The following is a 15,931-nucleotide window of genomic DNA, read 5'->3' on the forward strand; positions in this document are numbered from 1 at the left end:
TAGCATAGCAAGCTATTTCACTATATTATTGCGCGTTAATGAATGTATATTTTTTCACATTATTTGCTAATAACGCCGTTATTTTCCTTAATTACCGAACGTACAATATCTTATGAAAACCAAATTAATTACTCGGCCGGGTTATGTTTTACTTCAAAATGAATTAAATAAACTTTGGCGAGAAGATCGCCCCGAAACTACGCGTAAAGTCTCTTGGGCTGCCAGTTTAGGTGACCGAAGTGAAAATGCTGATTATCAGTATAACAAAAAACGCCTACGTGAAATTGACCGACGTGTGCGTTACTTGCGCAAAATACTCGAAGAGTTAAAAATTGTCGACTACGGCCCTCAACAAGAGGGCAAAGTATTTTTTGGCGCCTGGGTGAGTTTAGAAAATGACGAGAATGAAACGCTAAAATTTCGTATAGTTGGCCCCGAAGAGATATATGGTCGTAACGACTACTCCTCAATTGATTCACCGATTTCACGCGCATGTTTAAAAAAAGAAGTTGATGACGAAGTGGTAGTGAAAACTCCCGCGGGTGAAAAAATTTGGTATGTTAATGCTATTCAATATGAAAAATAATCAGTAAAAAATAGTGTAATGATCTAACAATCGATACTTTCAGTACAGCCGATATTGTTAGAACTATGGTCTTAATTAAGACAAAACTAAGACGAAATTAATACAAAATTAAAGTTTAGTACGTTGTTTTCCTGCGATTAAAAGGATGTTTTATGTCGATGCAGAAAAAGCTTAAACAAAAAACACGTCAATTCATAGACTCTAAGAATATGCTAAGTGGCATTACGATTGCGTCATTTTTAGAGTCCACCATAGTGCCTATTCCTTTAGAGACGATATTAGTGCCGTTAATGCAGGCACGCCGTGAAAAAATATGGCTTATTGCATTAATGGCAACCTTGGGCTGTATTATTGGAGCTTTATTGGGTTATACGCTGGGCTATTATTTATTTGATACCGCTGGTGAGTGGATTATTAATAGATTTTCAACCCCAGAACAATTTGAAAATGTTAAACAAAAAATGCATGACGAAGGTTTTTGGTTTGTGATCACCTTAGGCATTGTGCCGATCCCGTTTCAAATCGCTATGCTTGCCGCTGGCGCAACTAAATATTCACTGACTTTATTTTTAATAGCCTCTGCTATTTCGCGTTCTATTCGTTATTTTGGTTTGGCGATTGTCGTGTATTACGCAGGTAACCAAGCTGAGCGGGTTATAAATAAGCATAAAACCAAAACGATAATAGCTTTAACTTTTATAATATTGTCTATCTGGGGATTAAGCCGTTTAATCCAATGACCGAGTTTAGTCATTAAAGCGTTGCTATATGTAATAGATTAATGCACATAGCTTTTTAGCTACAGTACCTCGATATGCTCATTATTGAGCCAGTACTTGACACTATTGCTATTCTTAAATAATAGTTATTTCAGAATAGCAATAAATTGAATTACAGGGATATTGTATGAGCCAACTATTCATTGATCACATTTTTGATCCAAATGACGATGCTTCAATTAGCAGCAAATTGTCTAATTTTCTTGCTCTTGTGCGTAAACATTTAGGCATGGAAGTCGCTTTTATTTCAGAATTTAGGCGTGATGAACTCGTTTTTAAAATAGTTGATAAAGACGCTACAAACAACACGGTAAAGGTAGGTACTGCTAGCCAGATTGAAGAAACATACTGCAAAAAAATTGCTGATAATAAACTAAAACCAATCACCCACGATGCAAAAAACAACCCCATTACTAAAGTGATGCAGGTAACTGAAGCACTGAATATAGGTTCTTATCTGGGTGTACCCATTACGCTCTCTGGAGGCGAAGTGTATGGTTCATTTTGTTGTTATAAATCGCATGCAGATAATAGCTTGAACGATAGAGACTTAGCTTTTTTAAAGCTTATTTCTGAAATATCGACCGAACTCATTGAAAAAAGGATCCAATTCGAGTTACTACACAAAGATGCGAAAGCGGCTATTGAACATGTCATTAACAGCAATAAAATTGAGATGTATTTTCAATCCATCTTCAGTTTAACCACTAATAAGCTTTCTGGTTTTGAATCGCAGTCACGTTTTTTTACTGAGCCATACAAAACACCCGATGTTTGGTTTAATGATGCTACCCAACTTGGTCTAGGGGAGTCATTCGAAATGCTAGCTATAGGTAGTGCGATCGAGTATATCGATAAATTTGATGAAGCTTGTTATATATCGATTAATACCTCTCCGGAACATATACTATCAGGCGCATTAGCAAAAATGTTTGAACAAGTTGATTGTAAAAGAATAGTCCTCGAAGTCACTGAACACACACAGATAATAGATTATAACGCCGTGCGAGAAGCACTGAAGCCGCTGTGCGATAGAGGTATGCGTTTGGCTATTGATGATGCAGGAGCAGGTTTTTCATCATTCAAACATATATTGGAACTTGAAGCGGACATCATTAAGCTTGATATCAGCCTAACTCAAAATATCAATAAAGAGCGCAGTAAATACCTATTAGCTAAGGCCTTATGCGGTTTTGCTAAAGCAATTAATTGCATTATTCTTGCTGAAGGTATAGAAACACAGGAAGAACTTGATACATTAAGAAAGCTTGGCGTTGATAAGGTTCAAGGCTACCTTATTGGGCGTCCAGCTCCTTTTGCTGAAGCTATAAAATATCAAACATCTACACTATCGTCCTCAAAAGAAAATAAAATAACCGGGACAGTGAACTCAGGCCACTTAGATAAGTTCGAAGTAAAAATGACGTCAGTGCAATAATGTAAAAATCAGTGTTAAGCGCTTCATTAGGCTATATTTTTTACAAGTTATTAAGTGTAATTACATAGTAAAGGTGCTTATAGCTTGATATAAATAGATCTTTAAATAAGGGTACCTTGAAAATGATGTCATTATCCGCAGAACAATGCCGTGTTATTGGCGTGATGCTAGAAAAAGAAAGCACCACACCCGAACAATATCCGCTTTCATTAAACGCCATTACGGCAGGCTGCAATCAAAAAAGTAACCGTGAACCTGTGATGTCGCTTACAGAAAATGATCTGCAAAATGTTGTCGATGAACTGGTGCAAATGAATCAGTTAATGGTCGATCACAAAGCTTCCAGTCGAGTAAATAAATATTTTCATCGCTTTTGTAATACTGAATTTGGCAACTTACAATTTACACCTCAACAAAGAGCCATTATTTGTGTTTTATTCCTAAGAGGGCCGCAAACCCCGGGAGAATTAAGAACGCGAACCAATCGTCTTGCTGACTTTACAGATGTCAGTGAAGTTGAAATGGCCTTGACTCAATTACAAAACTTAAATAACCAAACACTGGTTAAAAAACTCGAACGAGAGCCAGGTAAACGTGAATCTCGCTATGTGCATTTATTCTCAGTGGTTGATGAAAGTTATTTAGCACCATCGAGCGTTACCCTCAGTGAGTGTGAAACACAGGGCACCCCCTTAGAGAGTAATAATCAACTAGCCCAGCGAGTTACAGAACTAGAGCAACAGGTAGCTTCATTAATTGAGCAAGTGAGATGTTTAAGTGCACGGCTCGAAGATAAGTGATCTGTACCTGCATTTATTTGAGAGCCACTATTAAATGATATTCCAAGAAAGCCTCACTAAAGATTTATACCTTGTAGTGTGGCATAGGTAGCGACATTATAAGCCACAAGTATGATTAATGCGGTTAAATGTAAAATTAACAGCATAATTAGCTTGTCATTTATTCTTTAAAATTAAGAAACTGTTGCTTTGGTCAATGTGAAAATCAAATGCTTTTAAAAAATTCATCCCTAATAAGCCATCATTACCGGCACTAATATAAGGACTTACGGCAAAAATAAAGTCGCTAACGCTATAACCTTGTATAGCAAATTCAGCTACTTGGTAGATGCTGGCGGTTACTAAGCCCCCAGCCGTATTAAGGTTAACGTCTTTAATATAAGTAACTTCTGAATATTGCCTTAATGCTTCATAGGCCGGTTCAGATAACAATGAAATACTGGCTCCAGTATCCAACATTAACGAGACGCTAAAAGTATTGTTAATGTTGGCCTGCACAATAAAGTGTTCACCTTGACGGCTTAACGGAATGCTTTGAGGTTTTCTTAACGCGATTTCAATTTTAGCTAATAGAGCTTGTGCTTTTATTTTATAATTAGGCTGAATGAGCAAAGGCTCAATAGCGTTACGTGCATAGTCAAATTCGCCCAGCTGGTATTGTGCGCGAACAAAAAACCATTGTAAATTAAGGTTTTCGGGATCAAATAAAGTCGCTTCTTCAATCAGTCTTCTTAATTCAAGCCAGTGATTGTTGTTTATTAGCACATCAATTTGTTGCTGAACAAGATCTCTGGCAAAGTTTAGCGCATTACGTTTTTCAACTTCATTAAATACATGATATTGCACTTCATAGGCATGCTTAATCGCCAGTAAAGGCAATTGCTGTTGCCAATATAAGTCAACTTGTTGATAAAGAAAATCACTGTCGTCAGACTGGAATTCCAAATAAGCACTGATCGAATTTTCCGCATCAGTAAACAACTTCTGGTGAATTAATGCCACGGTTGCATGTAACCAAAATAGCCTTACGTCCGGCAATGCCATTTCATGATCATTAGCTAAGGTATTTATCAAATAACTTGCGTTTAAATAGTCTCTCTCATTAATGGCATCTTTAATGTTGTTCGCGAGCTGTTGTGCGTTTTTAGTCTTCTCAATAAGGCTATTTTTGTTATTATCTTCTTTTATAGGTGCTAGACGTTGCGGTAGGTTTACATGAGGTTCTTGCTGAATTTTTGTTTCGATCGTGCGTATGTTTAATTGTATAAACAGATAAACATTCAGCAGTACTGAATAGACTAAGCCAATAAATAAAGTTATACGCCACATGATTTCTTCCAAAAGCACTGATAATTGTCACTGTAAAAACAATGCAGTTACACTTAGGTTACGCATTAACAATATCTCAAAATCATAAATGATAACAGCACGTAATAGTATTATTGCTGATGCACTAAACCGGTATCATCTCTTTCAAAACCATGGCAGATATAACCCATTAACTGTCTTTTTTTCTTCGATATTTGATGGAAATGCTCAAAGCCTACAGAAAAAGCAAAGGGATTGGCGTTGTAGTCAGCATACGACTGATCACTACCATTCTTCGCTTCTCTTACGCCTGCAGCGAATGAACTCAAAAAATCATCACGATTATTAAGCAAAATAATGGTCGCACCCGTGTCATTTTCAACAAGTTCAAGTGCACCTAGTTCAATATACTTATCAACAACTGCGCTATTGAAAAAACCGCTGTATTGTTCAGTTTCAATATCATAAACAACGGCTGTGTCATCGGTTGCTGCCATTAAAGAGACAAATAATTCTCTTACTTTTTTTGAAATCACACTCTGTTCCTTGTGACATAATATTGACTGAGTTCATAGGATTAACTCAGTCAATATTATCAAATAAATCTGACGGTATAAATGCCGAACTGCAGCTGTTGTATGCCTTGAAAATCAATGCTGGCGATTAACTACCTAATATCTTGAGTGGCACCGAAAGTGCTTCATTACCTGTTTGACCAACCAGATAAATAATGGCACTTAAACCGCCTACGGTAAGGACATACCATAACGCTGATACAATTTGAGCATAGCGATTAAGTGGCAGTAACTCGCTTAAATGTCGGCGTTTATATTCAAAAAATATTTCAATGCTACCAAGAGCGAGTAAAAAACCTAACAGCGCTAAACCAAAGTAATAACTGATATAAACACCTAGTGCAGCACCTAATATACAAGCGACTAAACCTACTTTAGAGTTGATTGAAAACGCGATGCTTTTTAGCACGTGTCCGCCGTCTAACGGCAATATAGGTAATAAATTAAATAAATTGAGTAGGGCATTAAATACCGCTAAACCGGCGAGTATTTCTAAATCGGTTAACCAATAGCCAATTAAGCAGGCGATAGACAGTATTAAACCGAAAAAGGGTCCCATGATCGAAATAACGATATCTTGCCAACGGGTATTAATTTTGTCATCACTGAGCGCTAAACCGCCGACAAACGGAATGAGGTATATACCTTTAGTTTTTAAACCAAAGTACTTCATTGCTTTGATGTGACCATATTCATGAAACACAAGGCAAAGAATAAGGGCAATGGCAAATTCAATTGAGAATAACCAGCTATAAGCCGCTAAACTGCCGGCAGCAAATAGCACTTTAATTACCTTGGCACTTTTAAATAATTTTAAGCCTAGACCAGCCATACCAATGAAACTAAATTTTATTGGTTGTTTTGTGCCTTGAGTAATTTTTCGTTGCTCTATGTCTTTTTCATGCAGCGTATTATCGTGCAACCTTTCGTTATTAACTAACAACTGAAATTGCAGCGCAAATGGTTGCCACTGCAGTGATCCATTAAGCTCCACGGGTAACTCGCCTTGCTCACTTTGTAAGGAAAATTTATGTGAAAATTCATCACCGTCAGCATTGGCATTAATTTGTGAGACACATTGATCGTCCCAAAATAGCGCTTGCCATCCGGCCATTGAACCTTCTAATCGTAGTTTTTTGCCTAAACAGTCTATTTCTAATAGTTGCACTTCATTGACTCAGTATATAAAGCCTTGCCCGTTTATGATTACATTTACTATAACGGCAAGGATAATTGAAAAAAGCAGCGTGAAACACCATAAGTTATTCAGGATCTGAATGACCAGCCCAAATATCAGCATTAATTGTGTTTTTCTTTTTGCGTTTTTTCTTGCCGCTACCTTCTGGCGCTGCCATGGGTTTACTTTCAGCTAGTAGTTCAGCTAATAGTGCGTCGTTAATAACATCATCAACTTCAAAACCTTCCACTTGCTCACGTTCAAGACGGATTTTATGCTTCTTTTCTATCACTTTAAAATGATGATAATCTTCATAGTCGATCAATGATATTGCTAAGCCAACCTCTCCCGCTCGGCCACTTCGACCAATACGGTGCATATAGTCTGATGGGCTTCTGGGTAAGTTAAAGTTGATCACGACTGGCAGCTTTTCGATGTCTAAACCTCGGGCAGCAATATCCGTGGCAATTAATACGTCAATCTCGCCTGATTTGAATCCGTCAAGTACTCGGCTTCGTTCGCCTTGACCTTTATCGCCATGAAAGACAGCCGCGGTAATGCCACGTTTAGCGAGTTTTTCAGCTAGGTGTTCACAATGATGTTTAGCGTTAACAAAAATAAGTGCTTGTCGCCATTGATGTTGTTGAATCAAATAGGCTAATACCGCTGTTTTGTCACCTTTATTGACGCTAAATACCCGTTGCACTAAGGTGCTAGCATCGGCACTTTGTACTTGTATTTCAATAGGATTATTAAGTAACTCTTGGGTTAATGCTTTGACTTGTTCAGGGAACGTTGCTGAAAATAATAAGGTTTGTTTTTTCTTTGGTAATAAGGCTAACAGCGCAGATAATTCTTCAGTAAAGCCTAAACTTAACATTCTATCGGCTTCATCAAGCACTAAGGTACTAACCCTGTCGAGCTTAATGGCATTACTTGAAATTAAATCGAGCAACCGCCCTGGGGTTGCTACCAGAATGTCGCTGCCGCCTCGTAATGCCAGCATTTGCGTATTGGCTGAGACACCACCGAAAACGGCTACTGTTTTAATCGCGCCGTTAAAATGCACCGCATAAGATTTAATACTGTCTGCCACTTGCTTAGCCAATTCACGAGTTGGCACTAAAATAAGGCCAGTAACGTAGTTACCTTTAGGGTTTTTTTCACTATTCGATAATTGTTTTTCGTGAATTTTTTGCAAAAGAGGTAATGCAAAAGTGGCCGTTTTACCCGAACCGGTATTTGCCCCAGCAATTAAATCACGTCCGGCTAATATACTTGGAATAGCTTGCGCTTGAATGGGCGTTGGCTGTTGATATTCCAGCTCCGTTAAGCGCGCTAACAAAGGTGGGATAAGGCCAAGTTCTGTAAAATTGGCTGGCGTTGTGACAGAAGACATTAATATAAAGGGCTCAAAGCTAAGATAATAACTGACTATTTTAGCGTATTTATGACCTGTTTAGTTAGTGAAATTGCTGAAACTCTGATCTATACCCATTTAAATAAATAATCCATCATTCTAACATGGTCTAAATAATCAATATCTGCGTTACGTTCAATCCTAATAGCTAGCTATTACTCAATCAAGTGCCTGGTTCTTAAATATTTATCCTCATCTATAATAGGTTAATTACTTAATTCAATTGGTATAATGTTTTACAGCCTAATTCAAGGCTGCTTAGACCGTTTTTTAGCATTGGGATAATAAGCTGCATTGAAGGTTGTAAGCCTCAGTGGTATTATTCGTATGAAATATGAGTAATCCGCTATTAGCTGCAAACCGTAACAGGTTATATTGCTGTAATTGATATTTGTCATTCTATTGATACTTTCATCTTATTGAGAAGAGATAACGACCTGACTTTTCAACTTATCCATCTATTTGAGTTCTTAATAATTAAAACCTTATGGCTAAAAACACCTTTACCCCTGAATTGCTTGAGCAACACTTTACTAAAAATGAATGGAAAAAAGGCACGAGAATTTTTCAGTCTAAAGGCATTAAAACCTGCGCCCTTGATGGTGAAACAATTCGTGGTGTAGTGTCTAGTGAGCGCTCTAACCAGTCGAGTTATTTAACGCGTTTAGTCTTCGAAGGTAAATATGATGATATTGCCAGTTATTGTGATTGTTATATTGGTCGAGACTGTAAACATGGTGCAGCCTTAGCACAGTGTTTTATTCATGAACACTTTGATCAAAATAATACCGCATCATCTGAAAAAGTCATTGATAAATGGCTTAACCGCTTTCAAGCTCAGCCCAGTAGATATCAACCTAATAGCCAACAAAAATCATTATTATATTTTTTAAAGCCTAATAGCTATAACGACGATGATTATTACACTTTAGGGATTAAATCGGCTCGACCAAAAAATAGTGGCGGCTGGAGTCAGTCGCTTGGCAGTGAGCATACGGCAAGTTCATTAATTAATAGTGCTTACGCTAATAATGAAGATGTTGATGTACTCACTGAGCTTATACGCACTAATCAATTTGGCGATAACATTAAGTATTTTGATTTATTTGAACGTATTATAAAAACTAATCGCTGCTTTTGGCATACTAACTACGACTTGAACGAAGCGGTTACTTTAGGTGAGCCATTAGAGGCACAATGGCAATGGTTATCATTGGGTAATCACTTACACACCTTACAGCTTGTTTTTATGCAACCTTCAAGCAGTGTTCTTATTATTAAAGCGCAACCGCTTTGTTATTACGATGAAGACCAAAATTGCTTTGGAAAAATTAATACCAATACTCAATGTGATTTTGAAGCAGACTTACTTAATTCCCCCATTTTTGAAGAAGATAAATTACCTTGGATCATGAGTAAGCTGTCTATGTCGTTAGGTGACGCGGTACAGCGTTTGCCTAAGCCAAAAACAGAGTACTCACAAGAGCTAACAAAACCCGAAGTATATTTGCACTTTTCAACCCCGGCAGAAGCGAATCCGCAATCCGGTAATGTAAGGGTTAATTTCTCTTATCAAGGAAGTTTAGTTAATCCGCATAATGAGCGTGTTACGGTATCGCCATCAAACCTGACTGATAGCAAGATAAAGCTGTATCGAGATTTGGCCTTTGAGCAAATGGTTATTGATAAACTGACCACGTTAAAATTTATCGCTCAGCCCAAACCTAAGCGTTACACCTTTACCAATGAAGACTACTTGAATAAAGATAAAGTACCTAAGTTTTCTATGCTGATGCAAGGGCGATTTTTCTGGCATCACTTCTTACATCAAGAATTACAATTACTTAAAGACTTAGGTTGGCACATTAGCTTTGCTGATAATTTTTATTATAAGGCACTGAGCACGGATAGTGTCTTTGATGCTGAAGTCATTGAAACTGATGACCACGACTTTTTCTCATTAGGGTTAAACTTAACCATAGATGGTAAAAGAATGCCGGCATTTCCTATCTTGCTTGGTGCTATAGAACAATTACCAAAGTCAGCGTTGCTTGACCGCGAAAAAGAGCAGCTGATCGAACCAGATTCACCTATTTATGTTGATCTGGAAAATGGTGATTTTGTTGCCTTGCGTTATCAAAGCGTACAGCCAATATTAAAACAATTTATTGAGCTGTTTATGCCCAATGCCTTAAATAAAGATGGCACCATGGAGCTTTCGCGCTTTCAAGGTCATCAAACGTTATCGATGTTAGATGACCAAGGTATGATCGCTACAGGCACTAGTAAATTAAGAGCGTTGGCGGATAAACTAAAAGACTTCCAACAAGTTACCACTGTGCCGGTGCCGAGTGGTTTAAACGCTACTTTAAGAACCTACCAGCATCAAGGGCTAAATTGGTTACAGTTTTTAAGAGAATATCAATTAAACGGTATTTTGGCTGATGACATGGGTTTAGGTAAAACTATTCAAGCCTTGGCGCACTTGTTAATTGAAAAACAGCAAGGTCGATTAAATAAGCCGGTATTAATTGTTGCACCCACCAGTGTTATTTTTAACTGGGCGAATGAAATAGAAAAATTTACCCCGCAATTGTCTTATCAGGTATTACACGGTGGTAAACGCCAGCAGCATTTTGATTGCTTTGAAAGTATTGCAGAAGGCGGAACGCAGGTTGATATCATCATTACCAGCTATGCGTTAATTATTAAAGATTTAGAGCATTATGCTGAGCAAAATTTTTATTACCTTATTCTTGATGAAGCCCATTATATAAAAAACACCAAAACGAAGTTATACCAAGCGTTTATGTCACTTAAAGCGCAGCATAAATTGTGCTTAACGGGTACACCTATGGAAAATCATTTAGGTGAGTTTTGGGCGCAATTTAATTTTTTACTACCGGGATTTTTAGGCGGACAAAGACAATTTACTAAACTGTTTAGAACACCGATAGAAAAGCACGGTGATCATGAGCGTAAGCAGTTATTAAACCAGCGTATTAAACCGTTTATTTTACGCAGAACCAAAGATAAAATTGCTAAAGAGCTACCACAAAAAACTGAAATTATTCAAACCTTGCGTATTGAAGGTAAACAGGCTGAGCTTTATGAGTCGGTGCGTTTAGCGATGGACAGTCGCTTAAAAGATATTATTGCGGATAAAGGTTTAAAACGCAGTCAGATAGAAGTGTTGGATGCGTTACTGAAGTTGAGACAAGTCTGTAATCACCCCAAGTTATTGTCGCTTGAAGGAGCTAAAAAAGTAAACCAATCCGCTAAGCTGGATTATTTAATGGAAACTCTGCCTGAGCAAATTGATGAAGGTCGTAAAATACTGATATTTTCTCAGTTTACCAGTATGCTCGCTTTAATAGAAAACGAGTTGGTAGATGCGGGCATTGGTTATGTTAAATTAACCGGCTCAACCACCAAAAGACAAGAAGTGGTTGATAAGTTTCAACGTGGTGAAGTCCCAGTATTTTTGATTAGCTTGCGAGCAGGTGGTGTGGGTTTAAACTTAACAGCAGCCGATACCGTTATTCATTTTGACCCATGGTGGAACCCTGCGGTAGAAAACCAAGCCACTGACAGAGCACATCGTATTGGGCAAAACAAACCTGTTTTTGTTTATAAATATATTATTGAAAATTCAATAGAAGAAAAGATTCAAAAAATACAGCAGAATAAAGCCGCGCTAGCAAAAGCGTTATTATCTGAAGAAGTGAGTGATAATAAACTGAGTTTAACTGATGATATTTTAAACTCTTTGCTTGCACCACTTAGCTAACATAAAAGATAATACCTATTGAATGAGTAGGTATTATCTTGCCGTATGCCTTTGAAATAATCTCTTTCAAAGCTCTATCATGTTAGTAATGTTAAATATTTAGTACCTGCAGATGTATGCAGCCATATTAAAACACCTAAGTTCAGCATTACCGTCAGCCAAAAAACATTTCGAAACTCTTGCTTAGAAGATTTATGCCTTAGGTGTTGTTGCGCTAAGGCCGCACCAGGCCAACCGCCCGCTAGAGCAAGTAGGTGTAGTGTGCCTTCTGATGTTCGCCATGCTCCGCGCTGAGCTTTTGATTTATCGAAGGCGTAGGTTAGATAAGTTATGACACTTAACCCGATATACCCGTACATTATTTTTTGCGGTAAATGGCCTAGGGTATAAGTGATGATGATAGTGGCTAAAAATAGTAAGGGTAAATAAATAGAGAATTGACTGATTTTTTTTGACTGTTTTTTCTTTAGCTTTTCACCTGCAAAGGTTGCGTCACAAGCGCAGTATCGATCGGCGTTATCTTTTGTGATTGAAAAAGTAATGACTTCACTAACTTTCGGTACTCTATTTTTATTAGTAAAAGCAGATTTATGTATAAAAACATGGCTGCCACCGCCATTGGGTGCAATAAAACCAAAAGCTTTATCAGCATGCCATTTAATTAATTTCCCTTTAAAGCGCATATCTTTCTGTCCTTGCTACTTTGCATCATCCTGATGAGTTTATACCAAGTTGAATAATGGTATTATATCAATGAATCTACATGTTGATATTAAGTGCAAATATCTCATAACATTGAATAAAAAACTATAACTGAAAACAAATTTTTTGGTATGTGAAAACTTACAACTACATTTTATTAAAAATTTGTGAGTGAGCAAGCTAGCGTAGCTTTTCTGATTGTCATACCATGGTGGCACTTTTCACTTTATGACTTTTCCTTATGCAGCCTTGTTTATCTTTGTTAACGTTAATTTTTCTCACTTTTCATTATTCTGCCCATGCATCGCCTAAATTTTTTAACCTCGATAAAACGCCTGAGTTAGGAAAAATGGCGAGTTTTAAAGCCAGTGCTTTGTGTGATGTTGCAAAGGAAACTAAACACTATATAACTCATACTCCAGAAGATAAGTTTGCTGTGCATGCGGGTAAAGTATTTGATGAAAATGTGACGCTTGCTCAGGTGGAAAAAACCCTGGAATTTATCTGTCAAACATATCGCGAAGATGTTCGAGCTAAGCGCCAAAGTCGGTTGCATGATAAGCGATTTTTAATTGATAACTTTGATTTTTATCGCTGGACTCCTGATACGGCAACAGCAAGAAAAATTGCTATAAAAAGCACGAATGCAAGAAAAACTAGCATGCTAAACGCTATTCCCAGTGACAAAATATTTTTAACTAAGTATTACACTAAATTATTAACCGCCAGTGATGTAAAAACTCAAGTCTATAATCAGGCACTGTATTCGCTGCCTTATGATGAATTAGGTTTAACGTTAACTGAAGCGAATAATGATTTAACCATTACCCGCAATAAATATACTCGACAAGAAATTATTGCTGGCGTTTTAAATGATAAAAAATTAGCTAAAGCATTAATTTGGCTAACCGAAGAAGCGTTGCATGATGTGTTATTGCAAGGTACAGGTGTGGTTGATGTTAATGGCACGCGACGCTATTTTAATGTTCATCGTAATAACGGTATTGCCTATGATTACGCGATAGGTAAGCGTGAACAAGCACGTTATTGGTATTTTTCAGAAGTGCCAAGCATTATGGGTTATGGAGAAACGCTTGACAGTAAAATAGCGATCACGCCGCAAGTTTCTTTTGCAGGAAATGTGGCTGAGCTTGGCTTAGGTAAGTTGTTTATGGTGAGCTACCGACAAGCGGATGAAAACATATCACGCTTGGGCGTACTCTCTGATCAAGGTGGCGCATTTGATAATAATTTATTTCAGCTCGACTTATTAGCTGATAGTTATTACGGCTGGGAAGATTACCATCAAGCTAATAAGCATTTACCTGATTACGCTAACGCTTGGTTATTGCTGATGAAGCCTTAAAGCGTGTATTTGATTATTGTACACAACCTCAGAAAATAAATTTATGCTAGCTGGCTACAAGCGCTTTGGTTTTTTTTACGATATTTAGACTATTTTTTGGTTGATAGTCTAGTGGCGCAGCGATAAGGATTTTACGAATTTCGGCTTCGTCTTCATCACACATAGCCAATTTTAGCTGGTGAATGATTTTTGCGACCTCGCTGTAATGTAATGAGCGCTCATTGGCGGTGAAAATACGTTGATGTTGGGTTTTTCTAGGATGATCGCCAATCAGTAATTCTTCGAAAAGTTTTTCACCAGGGCGCAGCCCGCTATAAAGTATTGGAACGTCACCATTGGGATTCGTGGCGTCTTTAACGGTTAAGCCCATTAAGTGCGTCATCTTGTAAGCTAGGTCAACTATTTTGACTGGTTTACCCATGTCTAAAACAAAAACATCTCCGCCTGTTCCCATAGCACCTGCTTGAATAACTAATTGTGCGGCTTCAGGAATGGTCATAAAGTAACGAATGATATCTGGGTGTGTAATGGTAATTGGGCCACCGTTTTTGATCTGTTTTTTAAATAGCGGCACCACCGATCCCGAAGAACCTAATACATTACCAAAGCGCACCATAATAAAGCGTGTATTGTGCTCCTTTTTTGCAAACCCTTGCAGCACTAGCTCAGCTAAGCGTTTGGTGGCCCCCATAACATTGGTCGGTCTTACAGCTTTATCAGTAGAAATAAGTACAAAGGTTTCAACTTCGCAATAAATAGCCGCTTGTGCGATTTCATAAGTGCCTAAAACGTTATTTGTTACACCGGCTATTACGTTGTTCTCTACCATAGGTACGTGCTTGTATGCTGCTGCATGGTAGATGGTTTGTACTTTGTGCTTATTAAAAATATGGCTCATCAGCATGCCATTTTGCACATTGCCGATCAGAGGTTCAACGTGCAAGCTATTATATTTTTCTGCTAACGTTTCACTTAACTCTTGGTGAATTTCATAAAGTAATGCTTCACTAACATCAAGTAATATCAAAGCTTTAGGCTTGTTTAATACAATCTGTCGACAGAGCTCTTTACCGATAGAGCCGCCGGCACCAGAAACCATCACAATTTTATCAGTAATATTTGCGCTCAATAATTCTGCAATGGGTTCAACGGGTTTACGACCCAATAATTCGTCAACTGATACTTCTCTTAGTTCATCGATATTACGCTTGCCAGAAACAATGTCAGACATGTCGGGTACGATCAAAAGCTCAAGGGCATAAGGCTCTAAATGCGCTACGATTTGTTTTAATCGAGCAGGATCAACGGTTGGAATCGCAATCAACACTTTGAACTGACCATGCTTTTTAATAAGTTTGGCAATATTGTGATGAGAATGAATTTTTAACCCTAAAACACGTCGGCCGACATAGCGTTTTTTTTCGTCTAAAAAGACCAGAGGTTGATATTTTTTACCTAGTGATAAAGCGTGAACTAGCTGCCTACCTGCACTACTGGCACCATAAATAACCACGCCTTCACGTTCATCAAACAAATGTTTTCTAGAAATTAGGCTTACCAAGGCCCTAGCGCCAGCAATTTGTATACTCGCAATAACAAAAAAAACGATTGGCACAGAGCGTGGGATAAAAGCATCGAAAACAAGGCTACATAAGTAGAAAATAATACAGCCAATAATTAATAAGAGCTGTATTTTCAGTAAGGCTTTAGCATTGAAAAATCGGACGAATGAGTTGTAAACATCAAAGAGGTAGAATAATGCTAAGGTTGATATCGCAACACAGATAAACGCAATATTTTCGAACCGAGAGAACTCAATATTATCAATACCTAACCGGATTATGTAAGCAAAATAGAATGCTACAGCAAGAGAAAATAAGTCGTAGGTTAATGCAAGTAACAACTTAATAGGACTCGGAATTAAATCAATTGGTCTAACCATGAAAATATACTCTACTACACGTCGTTTTCAACGCAAAAACTGCATTAA

12 protein-coding genes are annotated in these 15,931 nt (G+C 37.7%); 6 read left to right on the top strand and 6 right to left on the bottom strand.

Going from position 1 to position 15,931, the window contains the following annotated elements; all coding sequences use genetic code 11:
- Positions 1 to 112 precede the first annotated feature (112 nt).
- The 4 genes from greB to B5D82_RS08930 all read left to right on the top strand — a co-directional run bounded on the left by greB (position 113) and on the right by B5D82_RS08930 (position 3,603).
- The gene (gene greB, locus B5D82_RS08915; RefSeq protein WP_081150919.1) at positions 113 to 586 is read left to right on the top strand and encodes a transcription elongation factor GreB; all 474 of its coding nucleotides are present in this window, start codon (positions 113 to 115) and stop codon (positions 584 to 586) included.
- A 152-nt stretch (positions 587 to 738) separates the two neighbouring features.
- On the top strand, positions 739 to 1,326 hold the full coding sequence (locus B5D82_RS08920) for a YqaA family protein (protein WP_081150921.1): 588 nt from the start codon (positions 739 to 741) through the stop codon (positions 1,324 to 1,326).
- A gap of 166 nt (positions 1,327 to 1,492) precedes the next feature.
- Positions 1,493 to 2,803 carry a sensor domain-containing phosphodiesterase gene (locus B5D82_RS08925; RefSeq protein WP_081150923.1) on the top strand — a complete coding sequence of 437 codons (1,311 nt, stop codon included), beginning with the start codon at positions 1,493 to 1,495 and terminating at the stop codon, positions 2,801 to 2,803.
- A gap of 122 nt (positions 2,804 to 2,925) precedes the next feature.
- Positions 2,926 to 3,603 (top strand): YceH family protein, encoded by a 678-nt coding sequence (locus B5D82_RS08930; RefSeq protein ID WP_081150925.1) that lies wholly within the window; start codon positions 2,926 to 2,928, stop codon positions 3,601 to 3,603.
- Positions 3,604 to 3,759: 156 nt separating this feature from the next.
- Here B5D82_RS08930 and B5D82_RS08935 read toward each other — a convergent pair whose 3' ends face one another.
- From B5D82_RS08935 to B5D82_RS08950, 4 genes are all read right to left on the bottom strand, one after another.
- Positions 3,760 to 4,932, bottom strand: coding sequence for a retropepsin-like aspartic protease family protein (locus B5D82_RS08935; protein ID WP_081150927.1), 1,173 nt, complete (start codon positions 4,930 to 4,932; stop codon positions 3,760 to 3,762).
- A 110-nt stretch (positions 4,933 to 5,042) separates the two neighbouring features.
- Positions 5,043 to 5,447, bottom strand: a complete 405-nt coding sequence (locus B5D82_RS08940) for a hypothetical protein (RefSeq protein ID WP_081150929.1) — start codon at positions 5,445 to 5,447, stop codon at positions 5,043 to 5,045.
- A 127-nt stretch (positions 5,448 to 5,574) separates the two neighbouring features.
- Positions 5,575 to 6,654 carry a metalloprotease gene (locus B5D82_RS08945; RefSeq protein WP_081150931.1) on the bottom strand — a complete coding sequence of 360 codons (1,080 nt, stop codon included), beginning with the start codon at positions 6,652 to 6,654 and terminating at the stop codon, positions 5,575 to 5,577.
- Between the two features lie 94 nt (positions 6,655 to 6,748).
- On the bottom strand, positions 6,749 to 8,062 hold the full coding sequence (locus B5D82_RS08950; RefSeq protein WP_081150933.1) for a DEAD/DEAH box helicase: 1,314 nt from the start codon (positions 8,060 to 8,062) through the stop codon (positions 6,749 to 6,751).
- A gap of 508 nt (positions 8,063 to 8,570) precedes the next feature.
- On the opposite strand from B5D82_RS08950, the gene B5D82_RS08955 reads away from it, so the two are divergent.
- A complete protein-coding gene (locus tag B5D82_RS08955) occupies positions 8,571 to 11,873 on the top strand; it encodes a DEAD/DEAH box helicase (protein ID WP_081150935.1) in 3,303 nt (1,100 codons plus the stop codon).
- 77 nt (positions 11,874 to 11,950) lie between these two features.
- On the opposite strand, the gene B5D82_RS08960 is transcribed toward B5D82_RS08955, so the two are convergent.
- Positions 11,951 to 12,556, bottom strand: coding sequence for a DUF1294 domain-containing protein (locus tag B5D82_RS08960; RefSeq protein WP_081150937.1), 606 nt, complete (start codon positions 12,554 to 12,556; stop codon positions 11,951 to 11,953).
- Between the two features lie 260 nt (positions 12,557 to 12,816).
- On the opposite strand from B5D82_RS08960, the gene B5D82_RS08965 reads away from it, so the two are divergent.
- Positions 12,817 to 13,941: an MltA domain-containing protein gene (locus B5D82_RS08965; RefSeq protein ID WP_081150939.1), complete on the top strand. Its 1,125-nt coding sequence runs from the start codon at positions 12,817 to 12,819 to the stop codon at positions 13,939 to 13,941.
- A 46-nt stretch (positions 13,942 to 13,987) separates the two neighbouring features.
- Here B5D82_RS08965 and B5D82_RS08970 read toward each other — a convergent pair whose 3' ends face one another.
- Positions 13,988 to 15,883 (bottom strand): polysaccharide biosynthesis protein, encoded by a 1,896-nt coding sequence (locus B5D82_RS08970; RefSeq protein WP_081150941.1) that lies wholly within the window; start codon positions 15,881 to 15,883, stop codon positions 13,988 to 13,990.
- Positions 15,884 to 15,931 lie beyond the last annotated feature (48 nt).

The sequence above is a fragment of the Cognaticolwellia beringensis genome (genome assembly GCF_002076895.1).
In the GTDB taxonomy this organism is placed as follows: domain Bacteria; phylum Pseudomonadota; class Gammaproteobacteria; order Enterobacterales; family Alteromonadaceae; genus Cognaticolwellia; species Cognaticolwellia beringensis.

What these genes read in the sequence shown, in the direction of transcription:
- B5D82_RS08970 (WP_081150941.1), bottom strand. Translation starts at nt 15,883, where the DNA reads ATGGTTAGACCAATTGATTTAATTCCGAGTCCTATTAAGTTGTTACTT.
- B5D82_RS08935 (WP_081150927.1), bottom strand. Translation starts at nt 4,932, where the DNA reads ATGTGGCGTATAACTTTATTTATTGGCTTAGTCTATTCAGTACTGCTG.
- B5D82_RS08955 (WP_081150935.1), top strand. Translation starts at nt 8,571, where the DNA reads ATGGCTAAAAACACCTTTACCCCTGAATTGCTTGAGCAACACTTTACT.
- B5D82_RS08925 (WP_081150923.1), top strand. Translation starts at nt 1,493, where the DNA reads ATGAGCCAACTATTCATTGATCACATTTTTGATCCAAATGACGATGCT.
- B5D82_RS08950 (WP_081150933.1), bottom strand. Translation starts at nt 8,062, where the DNA reads ATGTCTTCTGTCACAACGCCAGCCAATTTTACAGAACTTGGCCTTATC.
- B5D82_RS08965 (WP_081150939.1), top strand. Translation starts at nt 12,817, where the DNA reads ATGCAGCCTTGTTTATCTTTGTTAACGTTAATTTTTCTCACTTTTCAT.
- B5D82_RS08920 (WP_081150921.1), top strand. Translation starts at nt 739, where the DNA reads ATGTCGATGCAGAAAAAGCTTAAACAAAAAACACGTCAATTCATAGAC.
- greB (WP_081150919.1), top strand. Translation starts at nt 113, where the DNA reads ATGAAAACCAAATTAATTACTCGGCCGGGTTATGTTTTACTTCAAAAT.
- B5D82_RS08960 (WP_081150937.1), bottom strand. Translation starts at nt 12,556, where the DNA reads ATGCGCTTTAAAGGGAAATTAATTAAATGGCATGCTGATAAAGCTTTT.
- B5D82_RS08930 (WP_081150925.1), top strand. Translation starts at nt 2,926, where the DNA reads ATGATGTCATTATCCGCAGAACAATGCCGTGTTATTGGCGTGATGCTA.